Source organism: Leucobacter sp. PH1c (assembly GCF_000633415.1).
GTDB lineage: Bacteria > Actinomycetota > Actinomycetes > Actinomycetales > Microbacteriaceae > Leucobacter.
This window is the reverse complement of record NZ_AYMV01000030.1, coordinates 38,075-56,752: the sequence shown is the minus strand read 5'-3', so window position 1 is coordinate 56,752 and position 18,678 is coordinate 38,075. Positions and strand designations below refer to the sequence as shown.

Annotated in this window: 14 protein-coding genes; 3 read left to right on the top strand and 11 right to left on the bottom strand. The window is 72.5% G+C overall.

Annotation, left to right across the window (positions count from 1 at the left end; genetic code table 11):
* Positions 1 to 42 precede the first annotated feature (42 nt).
* The 7 genes from U874_RS14390 to U874_RS0110775 form a co-directional block, all read right to left on the bottom strand.
* On the bottom strand, positions 43 to 3,324 hold the full coding sequence (locus U874_RS14390; protein WP_025134558.1) for a hypothetical protein: 3,282 nt from the start codon (positions 3,322 to 3,324) through the stop codon (positions 43 to 45).
* Positions 3,321 to 4,040 carry a hypothetical protein gene (locus tag U874_RS15685; protein WP_025134557.1) on the bottom strand — a complete coding sequence of 240 codons (720 nt, stop codon included), beginning with the start codon at positions 4,038 to 4,040 and terminating at the stop codon, positions 3,321 to 3,323. Before U874_RS15685 ends, U874_RS14390 begins: the two co-directional genes overlap by 4 nt.
* A 114-nt stretch (positions 4,041 to 4,154) precedes the next feature.
* A complete protein-coding gene (locus U874_RS0110795; RefSeq protein WP_025134556.1) occupies positions 4,155 to 5,099 on the bottom strand; it encodes a siderophore-interacting protein in 945 nt (314 codons plus the stop codon).
* Positions 5,096 to 5,923: an ABC transporter ATP-binding protein gene (locus U874_RS0110790; RefSeq protein ID WP_025134555.1), complete on the bottom strand. Its 828-nt coding sequence runs from the start codon at positions 5,921 to 5,923 to the stop codon at positions 5,096 to 5,098. Before U874_RS0110790 ends, U874_RS0110795 begins: the two co-directional genes overlap by 4 nt.
* Positions 5,920 to 6,945, bottom strand: a complete 1,026-nt coding sequence (locus tag U874_RS0110785; RefSeq protein ID WP_025134554.1) for an iron chelate uptake ABC transporter family permease subunit — start codon at positions 6,943 to 6,945, stop codon at positions 5,920 to 5,922. The genes U874_RS0110790 and U874_RS0110785 overlap by 4 nt, the downstream gene beginning before the upstream one ends.
* Positions 6,942 to 7,982 carry an iron ABC transporter permease gene (locus U874_RS0110780; RefSeq protein ID WP_025134553.1) on the bottom strand — a complete coding sequence of 347 codons (1,041 nt, stop codon included), beginning with the start codon at positions 7,980 to 7,982 and terminating at the stop codon, positions 6,942 to 6,944. The genes U874_RS0110785 and U874_RS0110780 overlap by 4 nt, the downstream gene beginning before the upstream one ends.
* Complete coding sequence (locus U874_RS0110775; RefSeq protein ID WP_025134552.1) at positions 7,979 to 9,037, bottom strand: iron-siderophore ABC transporter substrate-binding protein; 1,059 nt, start codon at positions 9,035 to 9,037, stop codon at positions 7,979 to 7,981. The genes U874_RS0110780 and U874_RS0110775 overlap by 4 nt, the downstream gene beginning before the upstream one ends.
* Before the next feature lie 276 nt (positions 9,038 to 9,313).
* Between U874_RS0110775 and U874_RS0110770 the strand changes: the two genes are divergently transcribed.
* From U874_RS0110770 to U874_RS0110760, 3 genes are all read left to right on the top strand, one after another.
* Positions 9,314 to 9,727 carry a hypothetical protein gene (locus U874_RS0110770; protein ID WP_025134551.1) on the top strand — a complete coding sequence of 138 codons (414 nt, stop codon included), beginning with the start codon at positions 9,314 to 9,316 and terminating at the stop codon, positions 9,725 to 9,727.
* A complete protein-coding gene (locus U874_RS0110765; protein WP_025134550.1) occupies positions 9,717 to 10,550 on the top strand; it encodes a hypothetical protein in 834 nt (277 codons plus the stop codon). The genes U874_RS0110770 and U874_RS0110765 overlap by 11 nt, the downstream gene beginning before the upstream one ends.
* A 64-nt stretch (positions 10,551 to 10,614) precedes the next feature.
* On the top strand, positions 10,615 to 10,917 hold the full coding sequence (locus U874_RS0110760; RefSeq protein WP_025134549.1) for a hypothetical protein: 303 nt from the start codon (positions 10,615 to 10,617) through the stop codon (positions 10,915 to 10,917).
* On the opposite strand, the gene U874_RS0110755 is transcribed toward U874_RS0110760, so the two are convergent.
* The 4 genes from U874_RS0110755 to U874_RS0110740 form a co-directional block, all read right to left on the bottom strand.
* Positions 10,906 to 11,178 (bottom strand): hypothetical protein, encoded by a 273-nt coding sequence (locus U874_RS0110755; protein WP_198525843.1) that lies wholly within the window; start codon positions 11,176 to 11,178, stop codon positions 10,906 to 10,908. The two genes, U874_RS0110760 and U874_RS0110755, sit on opposite strands and share 12 nt — an antisense overlap.
* Before the next feature lie 210 nt (positions 11,179 to 11,388).
* Positions 11,389 to 13,971, bottom strand: a complete 2,583-nt coding sequence (locus U874_RS0110750; RefSeq protein ID WP_025134547.1) for an Ig domain-containing protein — start codon at positions 13,969 to 13,971, stop codon at positions 11,389 to 11,391.
* A gap of 46 nt (positions 13,972 to 14,017) precedes the next feature.
* A complete protein-coding gene (locus tag U874_RS0110745) occupies positions 14,018 to 15,805 on the bottom strand; it encodes a leucine-rich repeat domain-containing protein (RefSeq protein ID WP_025134546.1) in 1,788 nt (595 codons plus the stop codon).
* 228 nt (positions 15,806 to 16,033) lie between these two features.
* Positions 16,034 to 18,499: a helix-turn-helix transcriptional regulator gene (locus U874_RS0110740; RefSeq protein ID WP_025134545.1), complete on the bottom strand. Its 2,466-nt coding sequence runs from the start codon at positions 18,497 to 18,499 to the stop codon at positions 16,034 to 16,036.
* Positions 18,500 to 18,678: the final 179 nt, after the last annotated feature.

The following is an 18,678-nucleotide window of genomic DNA, read 5'->3' as shown; positions in this document are numbered from 1 at the left end:
GCCGGGGACTCCCCCGGCCCGGCCCGCACGGTGACGCTCCGCCTAGCCCGCGGGTGCCGGCTCCGCTTCGGGAGCGGGCGCCTCGGAGGCCGGATCCGCCTCAGGCGCCGAGTCCGGAGTCGTCTGCTCCGCCTCGGACTCCGAATCCCCGGGCGCGGGATCCCCAGGCGCAGGATCCCCGGACGCGGGATCCAGGAGTGCCGGATCCGCAGCTGCCGGATCGACGAACGCCGGGGCCGGCGGATTCGGCTTGTTGATCGTCCAGAACCACGTGTGGCTCCAGATCGGCCACTCCCGCTTCGGGGACGCCGCGTTGATGTTCACGATGTCCCACTTGTAGATGCGCAGCTTGCCCGAGAACTTGCCCTCCAGCGAGGCCCACGTGCGCACATTCAGCGAGAGGTTGTGCTGATTCGGCGGCGTGACGACATCGGTCAGCGTGCCCGAGACGTTCACGCGCGGCTTCACGAGCAACTGCGGCCCGACGGCGCCGTAGATGAGGGTCTCGGTCTTGAGCGTCGGCCCGATCGCGAGCTCCCCCGAGAGCTCGGGGGCGATCTTCCCGTTGAGCGCTGTGACGACGGGCGTCGCGATCTTCGAACTGCCCTGCTTGTCGATCGGCTGCACCCCGTGGGCCGAGGAGTAAGTGAAGCCCTGCACCACGGTGCGGTCGTAGCGCAGATTGGTGATCTGCACGTTGGCCTGGATCTTCGCCTCGGCGTCGATCGTGAGCGTGACGTAGTTCTTCACCACGATCGGGATCGGCCCGAGATACACCGTGAACGAGCCCACCTCGGTGCGCTTCATCGGCTCGGCGAGCTTCACCGCGCGCTCGGCGCTGCCGTTCGCCGCGATCTCCGCATCCACGCTCGCCACGACCTCGGCCGAGACGGTGAACTCGTTGACCCGGGCACCGACGGGCACCACACGCAGCTTCTTGATCAGCTGGACGTCGAGCACGATGTGCACGTTCGCCTTCGCCTTCACCTCGGCGCGGATCATGGCCTCGAAGAGCCCCGTCACCGGGTAGTTCACGATGCGGTCGCGGATGTTGTCGGTGTCCTCGCGCTTCGCGTCCGTCATGGAGGTGACGATCACGTTGCTCGAGCCGGAGCCCTTCCCCACCATGAGGTAGAACACGGGGTTCACCTCGAGGGCGGCTTCCTTGTCCCACGTGCCTGCGAGCGATGCGCCCGCGGCCGGGGCGTCCGACGCGAGCGCGTCGGCGCTCGCCGCGCGCGCGGTGCCCGGCTCGTGCGGGAAGAGCGCGTCCTCGCCCGTGACGATCGTGCCGGTGCCGACCCGCTCGTTCCGGTAGGTGAGCTGGTCGCGCTCGAGCGTCTCGCCGGTCTCGGGATCGGTCACCGAGACCGTGAGCGGATCCTCCCCGGGCTCCCCCGCGAGGGGCGCGAGCGCCTCGCCCTCGGGATCCACGGTGTCGGCGGTGAAGTCGAGCGTCTCGTCGAGCGAGGAGTTGAGGATCACATCGCCGAGCGCGGCCTCCGTGGTGCGCACCCACCAGGTGTCCCCGCGCCGCTCGATGCTCGCCACGCGGCCGAGGAAGCCGTCCGGCAGCTCCTCGGTCGCCTGCGACACGATCAGGCTGTCGAGGTCGAGGCCTTCAGGCAGTTCAGCGAAGGTCACCACGCGAGGATCGTCGCTCGCGCCCATCTGCGGCCCGCCCGTGCCGTTCACCACGAGCGCGTCGGCGCTGATGGTGTCGGCGTCCTCCGCGACCGCGGTGAGCTGGAGCTCGATGGCCTGCGAGGTGCGGCCGCCGACGCGGTCCACGAGGGTCACGGTGAAGCGGTACCGCCCGTCGACGGGCGCACCGACGTCTGCCGCGAAGCGGAGCCGCCCGTCGTCCGTGACGAACACCTCGGCGTTGCCGATGTATCCGTCGGGGCCGATCTCCCCGGGGAAGTCGGCGGGATCGAAGCCGGGGGCGTCGACCCCCGCGATCGCGATCTCGACGTGGTCCACCTGCTGGTCGCCCGCGTCGAGCGCGCCGGCGAGCTCCGTGAAGCCGAACTCGGAGAGGTCGATCGCGGCGCCGTCGCGCTGCGAGTCGATCGTCACCGATGCGGGCGCTCCCGCTGCGGGATCCGGGGCGCCGAGGTACTCGCCGATGAGGTGGATCCCCGCGCGGCTCGCGCCTCGGGTGAGCTGGATCCGATCGATGTCGGCGGCGGGGACGAGTGCGAGCTGCGGCCCCGCGCCTCGCGCGGGATCCACGAGGGCGCCCGTGGCGCGGCCCGCGGGGGCGTCGCCGAAGTCGAGCATGGCGGGCTCGCTCCCGGGCTCCGCCTGAACGAGCACGAGCACTGATCCGCCCTCGCTCGTGTCGCCGATGGGCACCTCGCTCGGTCGCGACGAGACGGGGGTGGTGAACTCCAGATCGCGGTCGCTCGCGAGGTCGAAGCTGCCGGTCACGTTGACGCGCGAGTGGAACTCGTCGGCGTCGGGCATCCAGCCGAGCACGTCGAGGCGCAGCGCGGCGCTGCCTCCGTCGATCTCGGCGCGTACGAGGCCCTGCTCGTCAGGGGTCACGACCGTCGTGAACGAGGTCGTTCCCGCCGGGAGGTGCAGCTCGGAGTCGTCGAGGGTGAGGTTCGCGGGATCGCTGAGCTCGACCGTCACGGCCGCGTAGATCGCGCGCACATCGGTGGTGGGGATCCCGCCCTCGCCGGTGACGCCGATCTCCATGGGGCGGTTCGGCGCGATGCCGAAGCCGCCGAGCCCGGCCGCGCTGTCGGCGCGCGTGACGGGGGCGTCGAGCGTGAGCGTGGAGCCCGGAGTGCCCGCGGTGAGGAGCGTGCCGTCCTCGCCGAAAGTCGGGGCGGTGCCGTCGAGCCCCGCGAGGAGCTCGACCCGGGCGTCGGTGGCGTCGGAGGCCCAGAGCGGCGCCTGGCCGTCGGCGACCCGCAGCAGCGTGGTCGTCGAGGCGGCCTGGCCCGCGGGGACGCTGAGCACGGCGACGGGGTGATCCGCCGTTCCCGTGAAGAGGGTACGCGCCTGCGGCGAGGCCGCGAGCGAGACGCGCACGAGCGCACCCGTCTGCCCGGGCTGCAGCCCGGGCAGCACGACGCCGGCGCCGGGTGCCGCGGTGAGCGCCGCGCCCCAGCCGAGGCTGCTCTCGACGGCGGGAAGGCGCCCGCCGACGGGCGTGAAGATGTTCGCGGCGTCGGCGACCTCGCGCAGATCCGAGGGCATCGCGAGGGCGGGGGCGGCGGTCGCGGTGGCGAGACCGCCGACGAGCGCGGCCGTGGCGGTCGCGGCGATGATGCGGCCGAACGCGGACGTTCGGTTCGGTGAGCGGGTCATGCGCGCGGCTCCTCGGAGTCGGTGGATGCGGGGTGCACGGATGCGGAGTGCACGGATGCGGGGTGTCCTGCCGCACGACGGGCGCGCGTCCCGCGGAGCGCGAGCGCCGCGCCGCCGCCGAGCACGAGCACGCCAGCGAGGAGCGCGATGGGGAGCATCGGCCCGGAGCCGGTCGTGGCGAGCGGCCCGCCCGGCTTCGCGCCGGTGCCCGAGCCGGGCCCGGCCGGGGTGCCCGAGCCATCGGTCGATCCATCGGTCGAGCCGTCAGTGCCGCCATCGCTCGAACCGTCGGTCGTACCGTCCGTGCCGCCGTCGGGCTTCGCTGCGAGCGTGGTCCGCTGCTCCGCGAGCACCGTCCCGGCGTCATCGGCGAAGGTGAGGGCGAGCGCGGGCTCCGCCGCGAGCGCCTCTGCCGAGGCGACGACCGAGGCCGTCACGTCCCCCGGCTGCACGGCGCCGCGGAAGCCGGCGCCGGCCACGGTGGCCGTCCAGCTCACGGGCTGATCCGCCGCGTCCGGTGCGGAGAGCGTCACCTGGACCTCGGCGGGATCGGCTCCCTCGAGATCGATCCAGACCTGGGTGCTCCCGGCGGGCGCCGTCGCGGTAACGGTGAGGGGCTCGGGGCTCGGGGCCGCGAACGCTGCGGAGGCGCCGAGGCCACCGACCACGATGCCGAGCGCGGCACCGAGCGCGAGCGCGGCACGGCGACGTGCCACGCGCAAGAATCCAGTTCCAGATGTTTTCACGCGAGAACGCTAACAATGCGGGGCGCCCCGCGGGCGGCGATCCCCCAAACAGTGCGCGCATTGCCGCGTCGCTGCGTGATCTGCTCAGCGCTCCGGTCGGCCGAAGCGCCAGTAGCCCATGAACGCGACGGCATCGCGGGGCATGCCACGCTCGGTCACGAGCTCGCGCCGGATCTGCTTGATCGCCCCGGCCTCCCCCGCCAGCCAGGCGTAGGCGCGGGCCGAGCGGGAGTCGTGCGCGAGCGGCATCCCCGTCGCCTCGTCGAGTCCGGGCACCTCCCAGAGCACGGTTGTGTCGACGTCGATGTCCTCGACCTCCCGCGCGGCTGAGGCCGGCCGGAACGCGGGGTCGTCGAGCGCGCGCACGGCGGCGACGAGCGCTTCCCCGTACGGCCGCCCGGCCCGCTCGTGCACGTCCACGGTCACCCCGGCCGGTGCGTCGAGCAGGGCAGCATCGGTGGGATCCCCGAGCTCCAGGATCACGCGCACCGCGGCGACGGCCGGGTCGACGGTCTCGAGGATCCCCGCGATCGCGGGCAGGGCGCTCTCGTCGCCGACGATGAGCAGGCGGCGGGCGTCGCGCGGCGGGAGCCAGCCCACGGCGCGGGTGCTCGCGGAGTACGCGCCGTTCGGCCCCACGATCGCGGCGACGTCACCGGGCCGCGCCGCCGCGGCCCACGCCGCGGCCGGGCCGGGATCCGGATGCCAGGCGAAGTCGATCGCGACCGTGGCGGGCTCGCCCGTCGCGGGGTCGGCCGGGCGCAGTGCGCGCGGCGTGTAGGTGCGCATGGGCGGCTGCTCGGCGGCGCTCAGCGCGCACCACTCGGCGTACCAGTCGTCCCCCGCGCGCAGTTCGGGAAGCACCCCGCGGCTGTCGGGCAGCAGCAGTTTCACCCGCTGGTCGATCCCGACGAAGCCGAAGTCGGCGAGCGACGCCCCCGTGAAGGTGACGCGCACGAAGCCCGGCGTCACCCACTCGGCGGAGCGCACCTCGACCCGGAACAGCCGGTAGGCGCCCAGCCCGCTCATGCGGCGCCCCCGCCCGAGCCGACGGGCACGATCATGGGCGTACCCGCGACGGGATCCGGGCAGATCACGGTCTCGAGGCCGAACACCTCGCGCACCAGCTCGACCGTGACCACCTCGGCCGGGCGGCCCTGCGCGACGACGGCGCCGTCGGCCATCGCGATCAGGTGGTCCGCGTAGCGTGTCGCCAGGTTCAGCTCGTGGATGACAACCACCACCTGCGTGCCGCGCTCGCGGGAGAGCCGCACGAGCAGTTCGAGCAGCTCCACCTGGTGGGCGAGGTCGAGGTAGGTGGTCGGCTCATCGAGCAGCAGGATGTCGGGTTCCTGCGCGAGCGCCATCGCGACCCAGGCCCGCTGCCGCTGACCGCCCGAGAGCTCGTCGACGCCGCGCTCCGCGAACTCCACCATGCCGGTGAGCTCGAGCGCCTCGGCGACCACCGCGTCGTCGCCGGCGCCGCGCCGCCCGAAGCCGCCACGGTGCGGCGTGCGGCCGCGGTCGACCAGCTCGGAGACCGTGATCCCGTCTGGCGCCGTGGGCGCCTGCGGCAGCAGGCCGACGATGCGCGCCACCTGCTTCGTCGCGAGCCGGGCGATGGGCTCGCCGTCGAGCAGCACGGCGCCGCCGCGCGGGCGGATGAGCCGGGCGAGGGCGCGGAGCAGCGTCGACTTGCCGCAGCCGTTGCCGCCCACGATCATCGTGACCCCGGCGCTCGGCAGCGCGAGGTCGAGGCCCGCGATCACGGGCTCGCCGTCGTAGCCGACCACGAGGCCGTCGGCGCGGAGGGAGCGGGCCGCGGGGGTGGCGTGGGTGCGTGCGCGAGTCATACGCGGGTGCGTCCTCTCATGAGCAGGATCAGCAGAACGGGGGCGCCGAGGAGGCCGGTGACGACGCCGACCGGCAGCACGGCCGGGGTGAGGTGCTGGGCGATGAGGTCGCCGCCGAGCACGAGCAGGGCGCCCACCAGCGCGGCGGCGACCGGCACCGCCTCCGCGCGGCGCACGAGGCGCAGCGCGATCGGGCCGGCGAGGAACGCGACGAACGCGATCGGGCCGGTGAGCGAGGTGGCGACGGCGATGAGCAGCACGCCGCAGAGGATCACGCCGAGCCGCGCCGCCTGCACGCGCACGCCGAGCGCGGCGGCGGTGTCGTCGCCGAGGCGGAGCGTCTGGAGGCGGGCCGCGGCGAACAGGCCGAGCGCGATGAGCACGAGGAGCACGGGGGCGGTGGGGCCGAGCTGATCCCACAGGCTGCGGCTGAGCGATCCGGTCATCCACACGACGGCCTCCTGGGCCGCGCGCACGTCGCTGCGCGTCAGCACGTAGCTGATCACGGCTTGGAGCGCGGCCGCGACCGCGATGCCGACGAGGACGAAGCGGATCCCGGACAGCCCGCGCCGGTACGCGCACGCCCACACGAGGAGCGCGGCCGCGAGCGCGCCGAGCACGGCGACGCCGGAGACGACGATCCCGGAGGCCCCGAACAGGCCGATCGCGATGATCGCGGAGGCGCTCGCCCCGGCCGAGATCCCGATCACATCGGGGCTGGCGAGCACGTTGCGCAGCATGGTCTGGAAGAGCGTTCCGCCGAGGCCGAACGCGAGCCCGGCGAGCAGACCGCCGAGCGCGCGCGGCAGGCGGAGCTCGCCCACCACGAACGAGGCGCCGGGCACGGGCTCGCCCGCGAGCACGCGCAGCACCTCCCCGATCGGCGTGACCGAGTTGCCCCAGACGAGCGAGACCGCGAACAGGGCGAGGGCGAGAAGCGCGAGGAGCGCGCAGACGAGCGCGTCGCGCCGGATCCGGGCCGTGCGGGAAGTGCGCAGCCGCTGCGCGAGCGGCGCGCTCACAGCCCCACCGTCTTCCGCCGCTGCAGCAGCACGATGAAGAGCGGGGCGCCGAGCACCGCGGTGACAATGCCCACTTCGAGCAGCCCGGGGCGCGCGATGAGGCGCCCCAGCACGTCGCAGACGAGGAGGAACGCCGCCCCCGTGCACGCGGAGAGCGGCACCACGAGGCGGTAGTCGCTGCCCGCCACGAGGCGCACCGCGTGCGGCACGGCGAGGCCGACGAAGCCGATGGGCCCGGCGATCGCGGTGGCGGTGCCGCAGAGCAGCACGACCGCGACGGCGGCGAGCGCGCGCACGAGGCTGACCCGGATCCCGAGTCCGCGCGCGACATCGTCGCCGAGCGCCAGCCCGTTGAGCCCACCGGCGCAGAGCACGGCGATGATCGCACCCGCACCGAGGAACCCGGCGAGCTGCGCGATCGTGTCGAGGGTGCCCGCGGTGAGCGAGCCGATCTGCCAGAAACGGAAGCTCTCGAGGGTGGACTGGTCGGTGATGAGGATCGCGGAGATCACGGAGGCGGCGATCGCGGCAACCGCGGCCCCCGCGAGGGCGAGGGTGACGGGCGTGGCACCCGCGGGGCTCGCGCTCGCGGCGCCGTAGCCGACGAGGACCGCGGCGGCGGCTCCCGCGAGCGCGCACCACACGATCGCGAGCGGCGCCTCGAAGCCGAGGAGGCTCATGCCGAGCACCACGAAGAGGGAGGCGCCCGCGTTCACGCCGAGCAGGCCGGGGTCCGCGAGCGGGTTGCGGGCCATGCCCTGCATGAGGGCGCCGCCGACGCCGAGCGCGGCGCCCACGACGAGCCCCGTGACGGTCGTGGGGATCCGGGCCAGCACGGCGGCCTGCTCGATCTGCCCGGTGTCACCGACGGTGAGCGCCGCCCACACCGACGCGAGCGGGACGTCGCGTACCCCGACGGCGAGGGAGAGCGCAGCCGCGAGGAGGACCGCGAGGAGCGCGATCCCGATCGCCCAGGCCGGGGCCAGGCGCGCCTTGCGGCGCACCGGGACCCGTGTCGGCGCGGAGGTGCGGGTCACCGGACCTTGGCGGCGGCCTCGCCCAGCTGCGTGGCGTACCCGGGGAGCGCCCACGGGATCGACAGCGGGGTGGGCGAGGAGATGGCCATGAGCTGCGCGTCGTCGTCGATGTAGACGAGGGCGCCCGACTGGACGGCCGGGATCTTGCTCAGCAGCGGATCGTTCTGCAGCGTGGAGAGGTCTCCCCCGCCCTGCACGAAGACGACCGCGATGTCGGCATCGAGCGCGTCGGCCTCCTCCGCGCTGATCGAGGACACGAACTCCTGCGAGCCCTCGGCGAGCTGCTCGATCGACGGCGCGATCGTGAGGCCGAGGTCGGTGAGGTACTGCAGTCGCGTGTCGTTCGGCGTGTAGTACTGCACCTTGCCGAGGTCCTTCGCGTCGACCCAGATGATCATGGCCGTCTTGCCGGCGACCTCGGGGTGCTTCGCCATCTCGTCGGCCGTGAACTGCTCGGTGTCGGCGATGAGCTGATCGGCGGCCTTCGGCACGCCGAGCGCCTCGCCGACCATGCGGGTGCTCTCGCGCCAGGGCGTGCCCCAGGGGGTGTCCGCGTAGGCGATGGTGGGGGCGATCTTGCTGAGCGTGTCGTACTCCTGCTCGCTCAGCCCGGAGTTCGTGCCGAGGATCAGGTCGACGCCGAGATCGGAGAGCGCCTCGTAGGGGGCGCCGTCGAGCTCGTCGTGCAGGGCGGGCAGCGGGCTCCCCGACGCTTCGAGCGCCTCCTTCGTCCAGGGCAGGTAGCCCTCGGCGTCGGCGCCGAACGTCGCCTTCCCGATCGAGACGGGATCGACGCCGAGCGCGATGGCGGAGTCGAAGCTGCCCCAGCCGATCGTGGCGACCCGCTCCGGCTGGGCCGGGATCTCGGTCGTGCCGTACACGTGCGTCACCGAAGCGGGGAAGGCGCCGCTCTCGGCGGCGGCCGATCCTCCCCCGGCGTTCTCGTCCGCCGCGGGGGCGGCGCAGGCCGAGAGGGCGAAGGCGGCGACGGTGACGGCGGCGAGCGCGCCGAGCGCGCGGCCGGCCGAGCGGGAGCGGGAACGGGTGACGGACATGGGGCTCCTTATGCGGTGAAGATTTCCGGGGATAAGGTTACCCTAAAGTACGTCTGATGATGGTCGCGGGGGTGGAATTCGGGGTGCGCGCACCTATTCGCCCGGCCCAGACCCACTCATTCCACGACTGCACCGCACCCAGCACGGCCCCGAGGGCGCAGGCTGGCGGTACCCTCGCCGCCAGACCCCGGAAAGGCCCCCAGGACTCGCACCCCGCTCACCCCGCTCACCCCGCACTCCCCCGACGCAGGCCCGTCGCGCCCGCCCGAGCTCTCCGTGAACGGCGTGCGCATCGAGCGCGCGTCGCTCGACTGGTGCACCCCCGAGGGGCACGCGCTGCTCCGCCCCGAGGAACAGCTCCCGCAGCAGCGCCTGCAGATCGCGGGGGTGCTGCGCCTCGTGCTCTCCTCCCCCGCGCAGCCGGCGGGCCTCTCGATCGCCGCGTACGCCGGGCCGCTCGCCACGATCGATCCCCTGGGCGAGCCCGCCCTCTCCATCGACGGGCTGAGCGCCGCCGGCCCGGGCACGGTGACGCTCGGGCCGCGCTCCCGCACGCTCGAGTTCGACGCGCGGCTCTTCCCGAAGGAGGGGATCGTCTCGGTATTCGGCGAGTACTGCCGCCCCGAGAGCGCGGCTTGCGCCCCCGGCCCCACGAACCTGATCGGCTGGGCGTTCGTCTGTGCACGGTGAGCAGTTCGGCTGGGGCCCGGCCGGGCTCACGGTGCTCGCCACGACCGCGGCGCTCGCGCTGCTGGGCCCGAGCTGGCTCTCAGCCTGCGCATCGCGCACCGAAGCGCCGCACTTCGCTCTCACGAGCGCTCGGATCCTCCAGCCGAAGCACACGGAGTTCCCGGCGACGCTCGTGCTGGCGGCGAGACCGCACACGCGCAGTCTCGACTCCTACGCGGGCATCCGCATCGACGGTGTCGCCGTGTTCGATGCCGACGCGGCGCCCCTCAGCCGCGGAGAGACACGTTCGGGCGTGAGTATCGCAAGCATCCTGGCTCCCATTCCCGTCGGCACGGAGCCGTTCGAGTTCGACGAGATTGTCGTCATGTGGGATGACCGAACAGAAACGACCCACCCAGTTGGCCAGTGGCGTTTCGAGCCGACGCAGGAGCACACCGAAGCGGATGCGGTGGACGACTGGCCTGCGGCGATCGGCGACTGCGAGACGCTGACGATCCCGCTTCCCTCGACCGCCGACGGTGCGGCGCAGGGAACCGTGCACGTGGATCAGCCTGGGGTGCACCTCGGTGCCCGCTCGGGGATCCTCTCTGCTCCGTCGGGCGGCACAGACCTCGTGCTCGATCTGCGTTGCTCGGACCGCTTCGACTTCTACGTCATCACTGCGAGCCACTCTGCCCAGCCAGCCGAACCCGCGGCGCCCGGCGAGCCTCCCGCAGCCGCCCCTGGTGCAGCCCAGCACCCGTTCGACCCGATCCTCGTCGGGTACCTCGATGTCTCCGATGCCGATGTCGCCAGGATCCTCGGCCGTGCGGGGAATTCCTGACGTGGCTAGGCGACCGCGCTCCGCACACATCTTCACGAGAAACGCTCCCAGCGAGATCACCCGTATGAGTGCCAGCCAGGTCTTCACCGCTGACGGGCGCCACTGGATCACGTCCGTCTGCCTCATCCGGAGCACGAACTCGATCTTCACCGAGGTGTTCTCAGTGGAGCGCGGTCAGGTGCGCCGGATCGAAGTTGAGATGCCCGTCATCAACGGGGTCACCCCGGCGGAATTCTGGCATCCCGCCACCGTCGTCGAGCATCGCGTCCACGAGGATCTGACCCTGCTCCCCGAGCCTGAGCGCCCCGCTGACCGGGCCGCGGAGACCCCGCAGAGCCGCGTGCCGTTCTTCCGTTCACGTCGCTGACACGCGGCCGCTCAGGGCGACGCCGACGCTCCCGGCGAGGCAGCATCCCGCGCCTCCCGCCCCCATGATGACGAACGGAATAAGACTGTTCGCGCTCCGCCCCTCAGTGTCTGCTGCGGAGCCCTCGCTGATGGCCGACGTGGCGCCGGCGGCAAGGAGGCCGAGCCCTGCAAGGATGAGCAGGATCCACCAGAGCCGTGCTCGACGGTGCAGTCGCGTGAGCGGGCGCATGCGCTGAGCCTTCGATTCTGTGCAGCTCATCACGGCGCCACCTCTCAGGAGTTCGGGCGGCTGGATGCCGCCGTCCTGCGACCCACGTTCTCAGAACGCGGCCCGCTCCCCGAACGCCCAGGGGCGATGTGAGTGGAAAGCACGCCAAGAGTTGAGTGCAGCACCCCGATCCCCTCGATAGCGCAGCGCGCGGCGCTGAGTGGAACGGGCCCGGACCAGCCGAGCCCGCTCCGCCCGGCGCTAGTCCGCGCGCGGGCGCCGGAGGCGACGCACCACGAGCAGCGAGCCGCCGAGCACGAGCGCCGCTCCCCCAATGAGGCCCGCGGCGCCCCACGACGCGGCACCCGTCGACGCGAGCGCGGGCGCACCCGTCTTCGGGGCGGTCGGCTTCGGCTGCTCCGCGCCGCCCGGCGTCTTCCCGCCCGGCTTGCCCGGCTTACCCGGCCCGGGCGGGGTCACCGCGTCCTGCGCCACGACGATGGTGAGCGGCTGGGCGGCCTCGCCGAAGTCGTTCCGCGCGACCACGGTGAAGGTGAACTCGCCGGCCGCGCTGGCGGTGCCCATGAGCTGCCCGGTCGCGGGATCGAGCTCGATGCCCGCGGGGAGGGCGCCCGCACTCACCGAGAGGCTCGGCTCGGGGAAGCCGCGGAACTCGATCCGGCTGTCGTACGCGCGGCCGACCTCGGTCTCGGGCAACGAGTCCGTCTGGATGGTCGGCAGCTCTCCGATCACGACCGTGTAGCTGCGCACCTGATCCCGATCGACCCCGTTGGCCGCGGTCACCGTGAACTCGAAGCTCCCGGCGCGGCTCGGCGTGCCCGTGATCACGCCGGTTGCCGCGTCGAGCGTCAGCCCGTCCGGCAGCTCGCCGGTGTGGCTGAGCGTCGGCTCGGGGGTACCGAAGGCATCGATCTCTGCGGTGTACGCGTCGCCCACGAGCCCGTTCGGGAGCGAGTCTGGCGCGAGCGTGAGCCCCGAGACGCGGGTCCGCGCGATCCCCATCGTCCCGTCGGTCGTGTAGGCCAGGGTGCCGCCGGCGGCGGTGTCCGCCACGGAGGCCACGCCCGCGCCGCTGAATCCGGTGCGCACCGAGCGCAGCACCGATCCGTCCTCGAGGGTCACGAGGTGGAGCACGCCCCGGCGCTCCAGCACGCTCAGCGTCCCGTCCGAAACGCTCACGTGCATCGGCGCGTTGAACCCGGAGAAGGCCGCCAGCACTGCGAACGTGTCGACGCTGCGCACCTCGACGCGGCCGCCCGCGCGATCCGGAATGAAGTACGCGGGTGCCCCCGCGTAGTCCGCGACCGTCACGGCGCCGGGTGCGTACGGGAGACTGTGCGCACCCACGGTCTTGCCGGTGAGCGCATCGATGATCGTGAACGAGGACGCCGCCTCCTCCGAGACGAACACCTGGCTCGATCCCGGCGCGCTGCCGATCGCGTTCGCACGAAGCGAGAGCGTCTGCTGCACGGCTCCGGTGTCCGGGTCGCGGATCTCGACCGGGCCATCGGCCCAGCCCACCACGAGACGCGCGTCCCCCGCACCGCTCACCGCGACCATCGGGAAGTCCTTACCCGACAGGGTGAGCTCGCGCGCGAGCGTGTCGCTCGTGGTGTCGTAGACCTTAATGTTCTTCGACAGCCGATCCGCCACGAACACCTCCCCGTCGGCGCTCCCCGCGCTGCTGGGCCGGAACCCGATCCCGCCCGTGGGGTATCCGAGCGTGTCCGTCACGTACTCGAGCTGCGTGCTCGCCTCGGCGAACGCGACGATCCCGCCGCGCGGCAGGAAGCCGAGCACGGTGCCCTGACCAGCCTGTTCACCGGGCAGGTACGCGACGGCGGACATGCCCGCGTCGTTCCTCGGGAATGCTTCCGCCGGGCCGTACGCGTACGTGGCCACGACCTGGTCGGTCGCCAGGTCGATGCGCCGGATCGCGCCGCTCTCCTGGCTCGTCACGAGCACGTGCTCCGATCCCGCCGTCCCGCCGGGGATCACGGCGATGTTGCGCGCCGAGTTGGGCCCCTCCGTGTTCGGCAGGCGGTGCGTCTCGGTGACCGCGCCCGTCGCGATATCGATGCGGAGGATCTGGCCCTTGATCCCGGCGTCGACGACCAGGAGACTGCCGGATCGCGCCTGCGCGTCGGCGCCGGGGGCGAGCCCGCCGATCCACCCGCCCCAGGGCACGTGCGCCTCCATGACCGTGTCTCCGGTCGCGACGTCCACGCCGTAGATCGAGTCCTCGGTGTCGGCGCCAACGAACAGTGTGCCCTCGGTGCCGTCATCGCTGCCCACGAAGGCCAGAGATACTGGCTGCGGGCCGGGCACCGAGATCTCGTCCACCCAGCTACGCGAGGCGATGTCGTAGACCCCGACGCTCCGCGAGAACACCGAGACGAAGAAGAGGCGCCCGCTGGCCGAAGTCGCTCCGGGGGCCGCCGCAACCCCGTGGGCACCGTTCAGCCCCGTCACCGCGGTGACCGCGGCGTTCCCCGTGGGGAGGTCGAGGATCGGCGCGATGCCCGTGTAGAAGGAGCTCACCACGGCGCGGGGCGGCACACCGTCAGCGCCCGGGAGCACCACGGCGGCGCCCGCGCCGAACTGAGCGGGCACGCCAGCGAAGGTGCGGGTCACCTGGGCCGGTCCGATCGCTCGGGTCTGCGGCCCGGGCGGCGTGAGCTCGGTCGTCGCGCCGCGCTCGTCGGGAGCGCTGTCCTCCGCGAGTGCGGGGGCGGTGCTCAGCGCGGGTGCGAGCAGCAGGCCGACGGCGAGCGCCGCGGCGGTTGCGGCGCTCGCGGCGAACCGTCGTGTTCGCTTCTGCATACGGGATCCTCGTATTCGGGTTCGGGTTCGGATCTGTGGGGAGCGGCTACGCGTTCGCGCGGAGTCGCCGCGCGCGGAGCGCGAGAACGGTGCCTGCTGCACTGAGCAGCAGCGCGACAGCCCCCAGGGCCCACGGCAGGGCCGCGCCCGTGGTGGCCAGCTCGCCGACGCCCGGCGCCTGCGTCCCCGGGGTGACCGGAGCCGTCGTGGGCGGCTGGGTGGTGGGCGGCACGGTCGTGGGCGGGGTGACGGTCGGCGGGGTCGTCGGCGGCGTCACGGTGGGCGGCTCAACGACCGGCGGCTCGGGCCGCTCGGGCGCCGCCCCGACCGAGACGGTGACGTCGCGGTCCAGGACGTTGCCGTGGCGGTCCGCTGCACGAACAGTGAGCGCGAAGTCGCCCTGCTCGGTCGGCGTGCCGCTGAGCACGCCCGCGGCGCTCAGCTGCAGGCCGGGCACCTCGCCCGCGGTCAGGCGATAGCCCGCCTCGGACGTGGCGCGGGTCTTCGCCGCGTCGGTGAACCCTGCCGTCGTGCGGAACTCGAACTCGTACGGCGTCTCGAGCGCGGCCTCGTCCGGTTCGCCAGAGAGGAACTCCGCCCGCTCCACCGCGTAGCTCACGGTCGCGGAGAAGGGCGGGCCGTTCGGCACCACGGGCTTCGAGACGAACACGTCGAGGCGATCGGCGTCGGCCTCGATGTCGCTCCACACGGCCCCCTCCCCATCGTCGGTGGGCGCGGCGAGATCCGCGACGGCTTGCCGCTCCCCGAAGGGCATCGCGAACAGGGAGACGACGTCGCTCCGGGTATAGCCCGTGGCCGCGGCGGGCACGAGCGCCGCCCCACCGTCGATCAGCTGGTTGTTGAAGCCGACGGTGGAGATGTCCGGCCAGGTCTCGAGCATCGACAGGTCGGTGACGTGATTGCGGTTGATGTTCAGCAGGTAGAGCTTCTGCTTCCCGCGCAACGGCTCCAGGTCTCGGATCTGCGCATCGGGCGCCGAGATCACCATGATGTTGTCGATCCCGCTGAGCGGGGTGAGATCCGACACCTGCGTGTTCTGGAAGTACAGGCTGCCGATGTTTGTGCTCTCGCTGAGCGGCTCGATCGAGTCGATCCCCGTGTACGCCACCTGCAGCCACGACAGTTTCGTGTTGCCGCGCAGCGGTTCGAGGGAGGTGATGTCCGTCCAGTTCAGCTCGAGCCAGTTGATGTTCGGCAGAGTCTCAAGCGCGGAGATGTCGGTGATCGGGTTCCGGCTCGCGGTGATCTGCCGCATGGCCGTCAGATTGCGCAGGGGCTCGAGGGAGGTGATGTTGTTCTGGTCGACGTAGAGCAGGTCGAGGTTCGTCGCGATCTCGAGCCCGGTGAGGTCGGTGATCCCGACGTTCTTCGCGGTGAGCGACTGGAGGCGGCGCACGTCGCCCTTCGTGAGCGACTGCGGCGAGCTGATGTTGAGCTTGCGGGCGATCTCGCGGCGCAGCACGGGATCGGGGATCACCGCGGGCTCACGATCGTCGGGGAGGGCACGGCTCTGGAGCAGTTCGGCGCTCAGCGCGTCGGCGTCCGCGTTGGCTTCCGGGGCGGCTTCCGGGGTGGCATCCGCGGCGGTGTCCGCGTCGGCTGCTGCGGTCGCGAGGCCGCTCGGCTCGGTCGTGCCGAGCCCGGAATCCGCGCCGACCGGGATATCCGCCAGTTCGGCGGAGAGCGCCTGCGCCGCCGGCGGCGCGATCGCGCCGCCCGCAATGACCGCGCCCGCTGCGAGCGCCCCGATCATCAGCCCCACGCTGCGCCGCAGCGAGCGAGCGCCCGTGGCGCGCGTTCCCGTCAGAGCCATATCCGAGCCCCTCACACTTCCCATGCCGTGGCACTTCCGCCCGGCTGGCGGGAGTGTCCATTTCCATGGCACCACGGGGCCCGACGCACTAGGTATCACTACCCATCCGCCGTGTGCGTATGCCCGTCCAGAGTGGGTATTCGGCTCCGAACAATAGGTGTGTTCGGCGCGGCGGCGCGGGTGAGGGCTGCGCCGGGACTCGGTATGCGCGGCGGCGCCCGCGCGAGGCTACTGCAGCGAGTGCAGGAGCCGCGCGAGCTCCTTGCGGTTCGCGAGGCCCGTCTTCTTGAGCCCGTTCGTGATGTGGTTCTCGACGGTGCGCCGGCTGATGCGCAGCCGCTCGGCGATCTCGATGTTGCTGAGCTCTCCCCCGAGCAGCCCGATCTCGAGCTCGCGAGCGCTCAGGAGCTCCGTCAGGTTCCCCGAGGCGATCGTCTCGGTACGCCGCTGGAGCACCGTCGAGAGGATCTCTTCGAGCACGTCCGCGAGCGGCAGCTCGGCCCGGCGCGCTTGGCGGTAGGCGGCGCCGAGCACGCGCACGAGCATCTCGGCATCGTCCCGATCCGGCTCGAGCGTCGCGGCCCAGGCCGTGAGCCCCGCGAGATCCCCGTCCAGGATCAGCCGCACGCCGCTGGCCGCGGAGGCAAACGCCGGAATGGGCGCCGCCTCGAACGCGCGGAGGAACGCGCCCGCGGTCACCGCGCTCCAGCGGATCGTGAGGCTGAGCGCCCCGACCTGCACCGCGTTCAGGCGGTAGCCGAGGCCGAGGCTCCGCTCCACGGCCGCCTCCACCGCTCCCGCGAACGCCTCCGGTCGCTCGGAGAGGCGGATGGTCGCGTCGAGGAAGTCGGCGCCCATGCCGATGCCGGGGCCCGCGGCGGGGAGCCGGATCGCCGCTTCGCGGTGGAGCGTATCGCGCAGCCCGGTCTGCCCCGAGTAGTGCGCCAGGCCGGCTTCGAGCCCGAAGAGCGCGCCGTAGAAGATGTTGAGCGAGCTCGACGGCTGCCCGGCAACGGTGCCCTCGTCGACGTACTGCCGCATCCCCGCGATGTCCCCGAGGTACAGCGCGCCGACGGCCGCCACGTAGCTGAGCATCGAAAACTCGGAGCGGCTGAACCGCTCGCGCGCGTGCTCCCGCTGCTCCAGTGCGAGGCGCACGGAGGCGCGCACCTCCCCCTCGAGGTACAGCTTCGCGGCCTCGACGAAGCCGACGAAGACGCTGTGCCCGGCGAGGTGCGCGGCGCCCGCGATGCCTCGGCGCACCCCCTCGACGTCCCCGAGTGAGAGCGCGCACGCGATGCGGCCGACGAGCTCCCACTCGTCGTGAGGCGGCGATTCGAGGCGGGCGACCTCCATGGGCACGCCGTTGCCGTCGGCGATCTCGACCGCGGCCATCGCCGCCATGATCGAGGTCTCCATGCTCGGATTCAGATCGAGCAGCTGGGCGAGCATCGTCTGCTCCCCCTCCGCGTCGTGCTCCTCGAAGCGCAGCCACTGGAGTCGGCGCATGGCGAAGGCGAGGTGCACGGGCTGATCCCCGAGCCGGTGCGACATCGTCGTCTGCGTGAAGACGCGGCGCACGCGATCGATCTCGCTCGTGACGCCCATCGCCGCCCGCACGTAGGCGATCGCGTTCGCGGGCGTCGGCGCGACGCTCCACGCCCGGAACGTCTCCCGCGTCGTGCGCTCCTCGTGCTCCACGAAGCTCCGGGCGAGCAGCGCAAGCTCGTTGCCGGGAGCCTCAGCGAGGAGCTCTCCCCCGGGTCCCGTGACGCGCTCACCGGCGGCACCGACATAGGTGTTCTGCCGCGCGCGGTTGACGAGCAGCGGCGGCCAGGCCTGCACGAGCAGCGAGGCGCGCACGCCCACCGGCGCGGCGTAGTGGAGGTCGAAGACGCGGCGCAGCAGCGGCTCAGAGAATCGCTCCACCACGCGGTCGTGGAGCACCGGCCCCTCATCGGCGAGCCAGCAGACGAGCTCCCGCTCGTCAGGTTCGAGCTCAGCGAGCAGCCCGTCGATGAGCGGCGCCAGATGGTTGTTCCAGAGGCGCGGGCCGTTTGCCCGCCAGTGCGAGCCGTCGAGCTCGAGCAGCCCGGCGTACTGCGCGCTCTCCGCGAGCGCGATCGTGAGCCCCGCGTTGCCGCCCACCTTCCCGTAGATCTGCAGGTGGGTGCGCGACTCGACGGGGTGCCCGAGCGCGGATTCGAGGAGCATCGCGCTGCTCGCGAGATCGAGATCCGGGATCGGGATCACGGCCTCCGGCCAGACCGGCGGAAACTCCACGTCGTTCGGGCGACCCGCGAGCTCGGTACTGAGGATCACGAGGCCGACCCGTCGCCGGAGCACGGTCAGCGCGCGCAGCGAGAGCGAGTCGATGAGGTGGACGTCGTCGAGCGCGATCACGTCGCGCACGGTGAGCGCTCCGGCGAGCGAGTCGACCACCGAGGAGAGATCCCGCTGGCGCGGGCCGAGCGCGAGCGAATCGCGCAGCTTCTGGAGCGCATAGCCCGGGTGTTCGCTGGCGAGTTCGTCGCCGGCCACCGAGAACACGCGGCCGCCGCCGCTCTCGAGCGCGGCCACCGTGGCGTCGAGCACCGAGGTGCGTCCGCTCAGGCGGCGCCCCACGATGCGAACGTTGCGTCTCGCGCGAATCGCCGCCGCGGCCTCCTGGACCGCTTCTCCGTAGACCAGCATCAGCTGCCTCCCATCCATCGAGGCGCCCGGAGCAGCGTGTCACGTCACATCATTGGGGTGCTTCTCACGAGTGCACAGCAATTTCACCACGCAGGCACCTGCACTAGGGAGCATTTTTTTCGCACTCACGGCGAAAGCCGAGCACTACCTAGCACCCATGCCCAATCGTCGCGCTGACC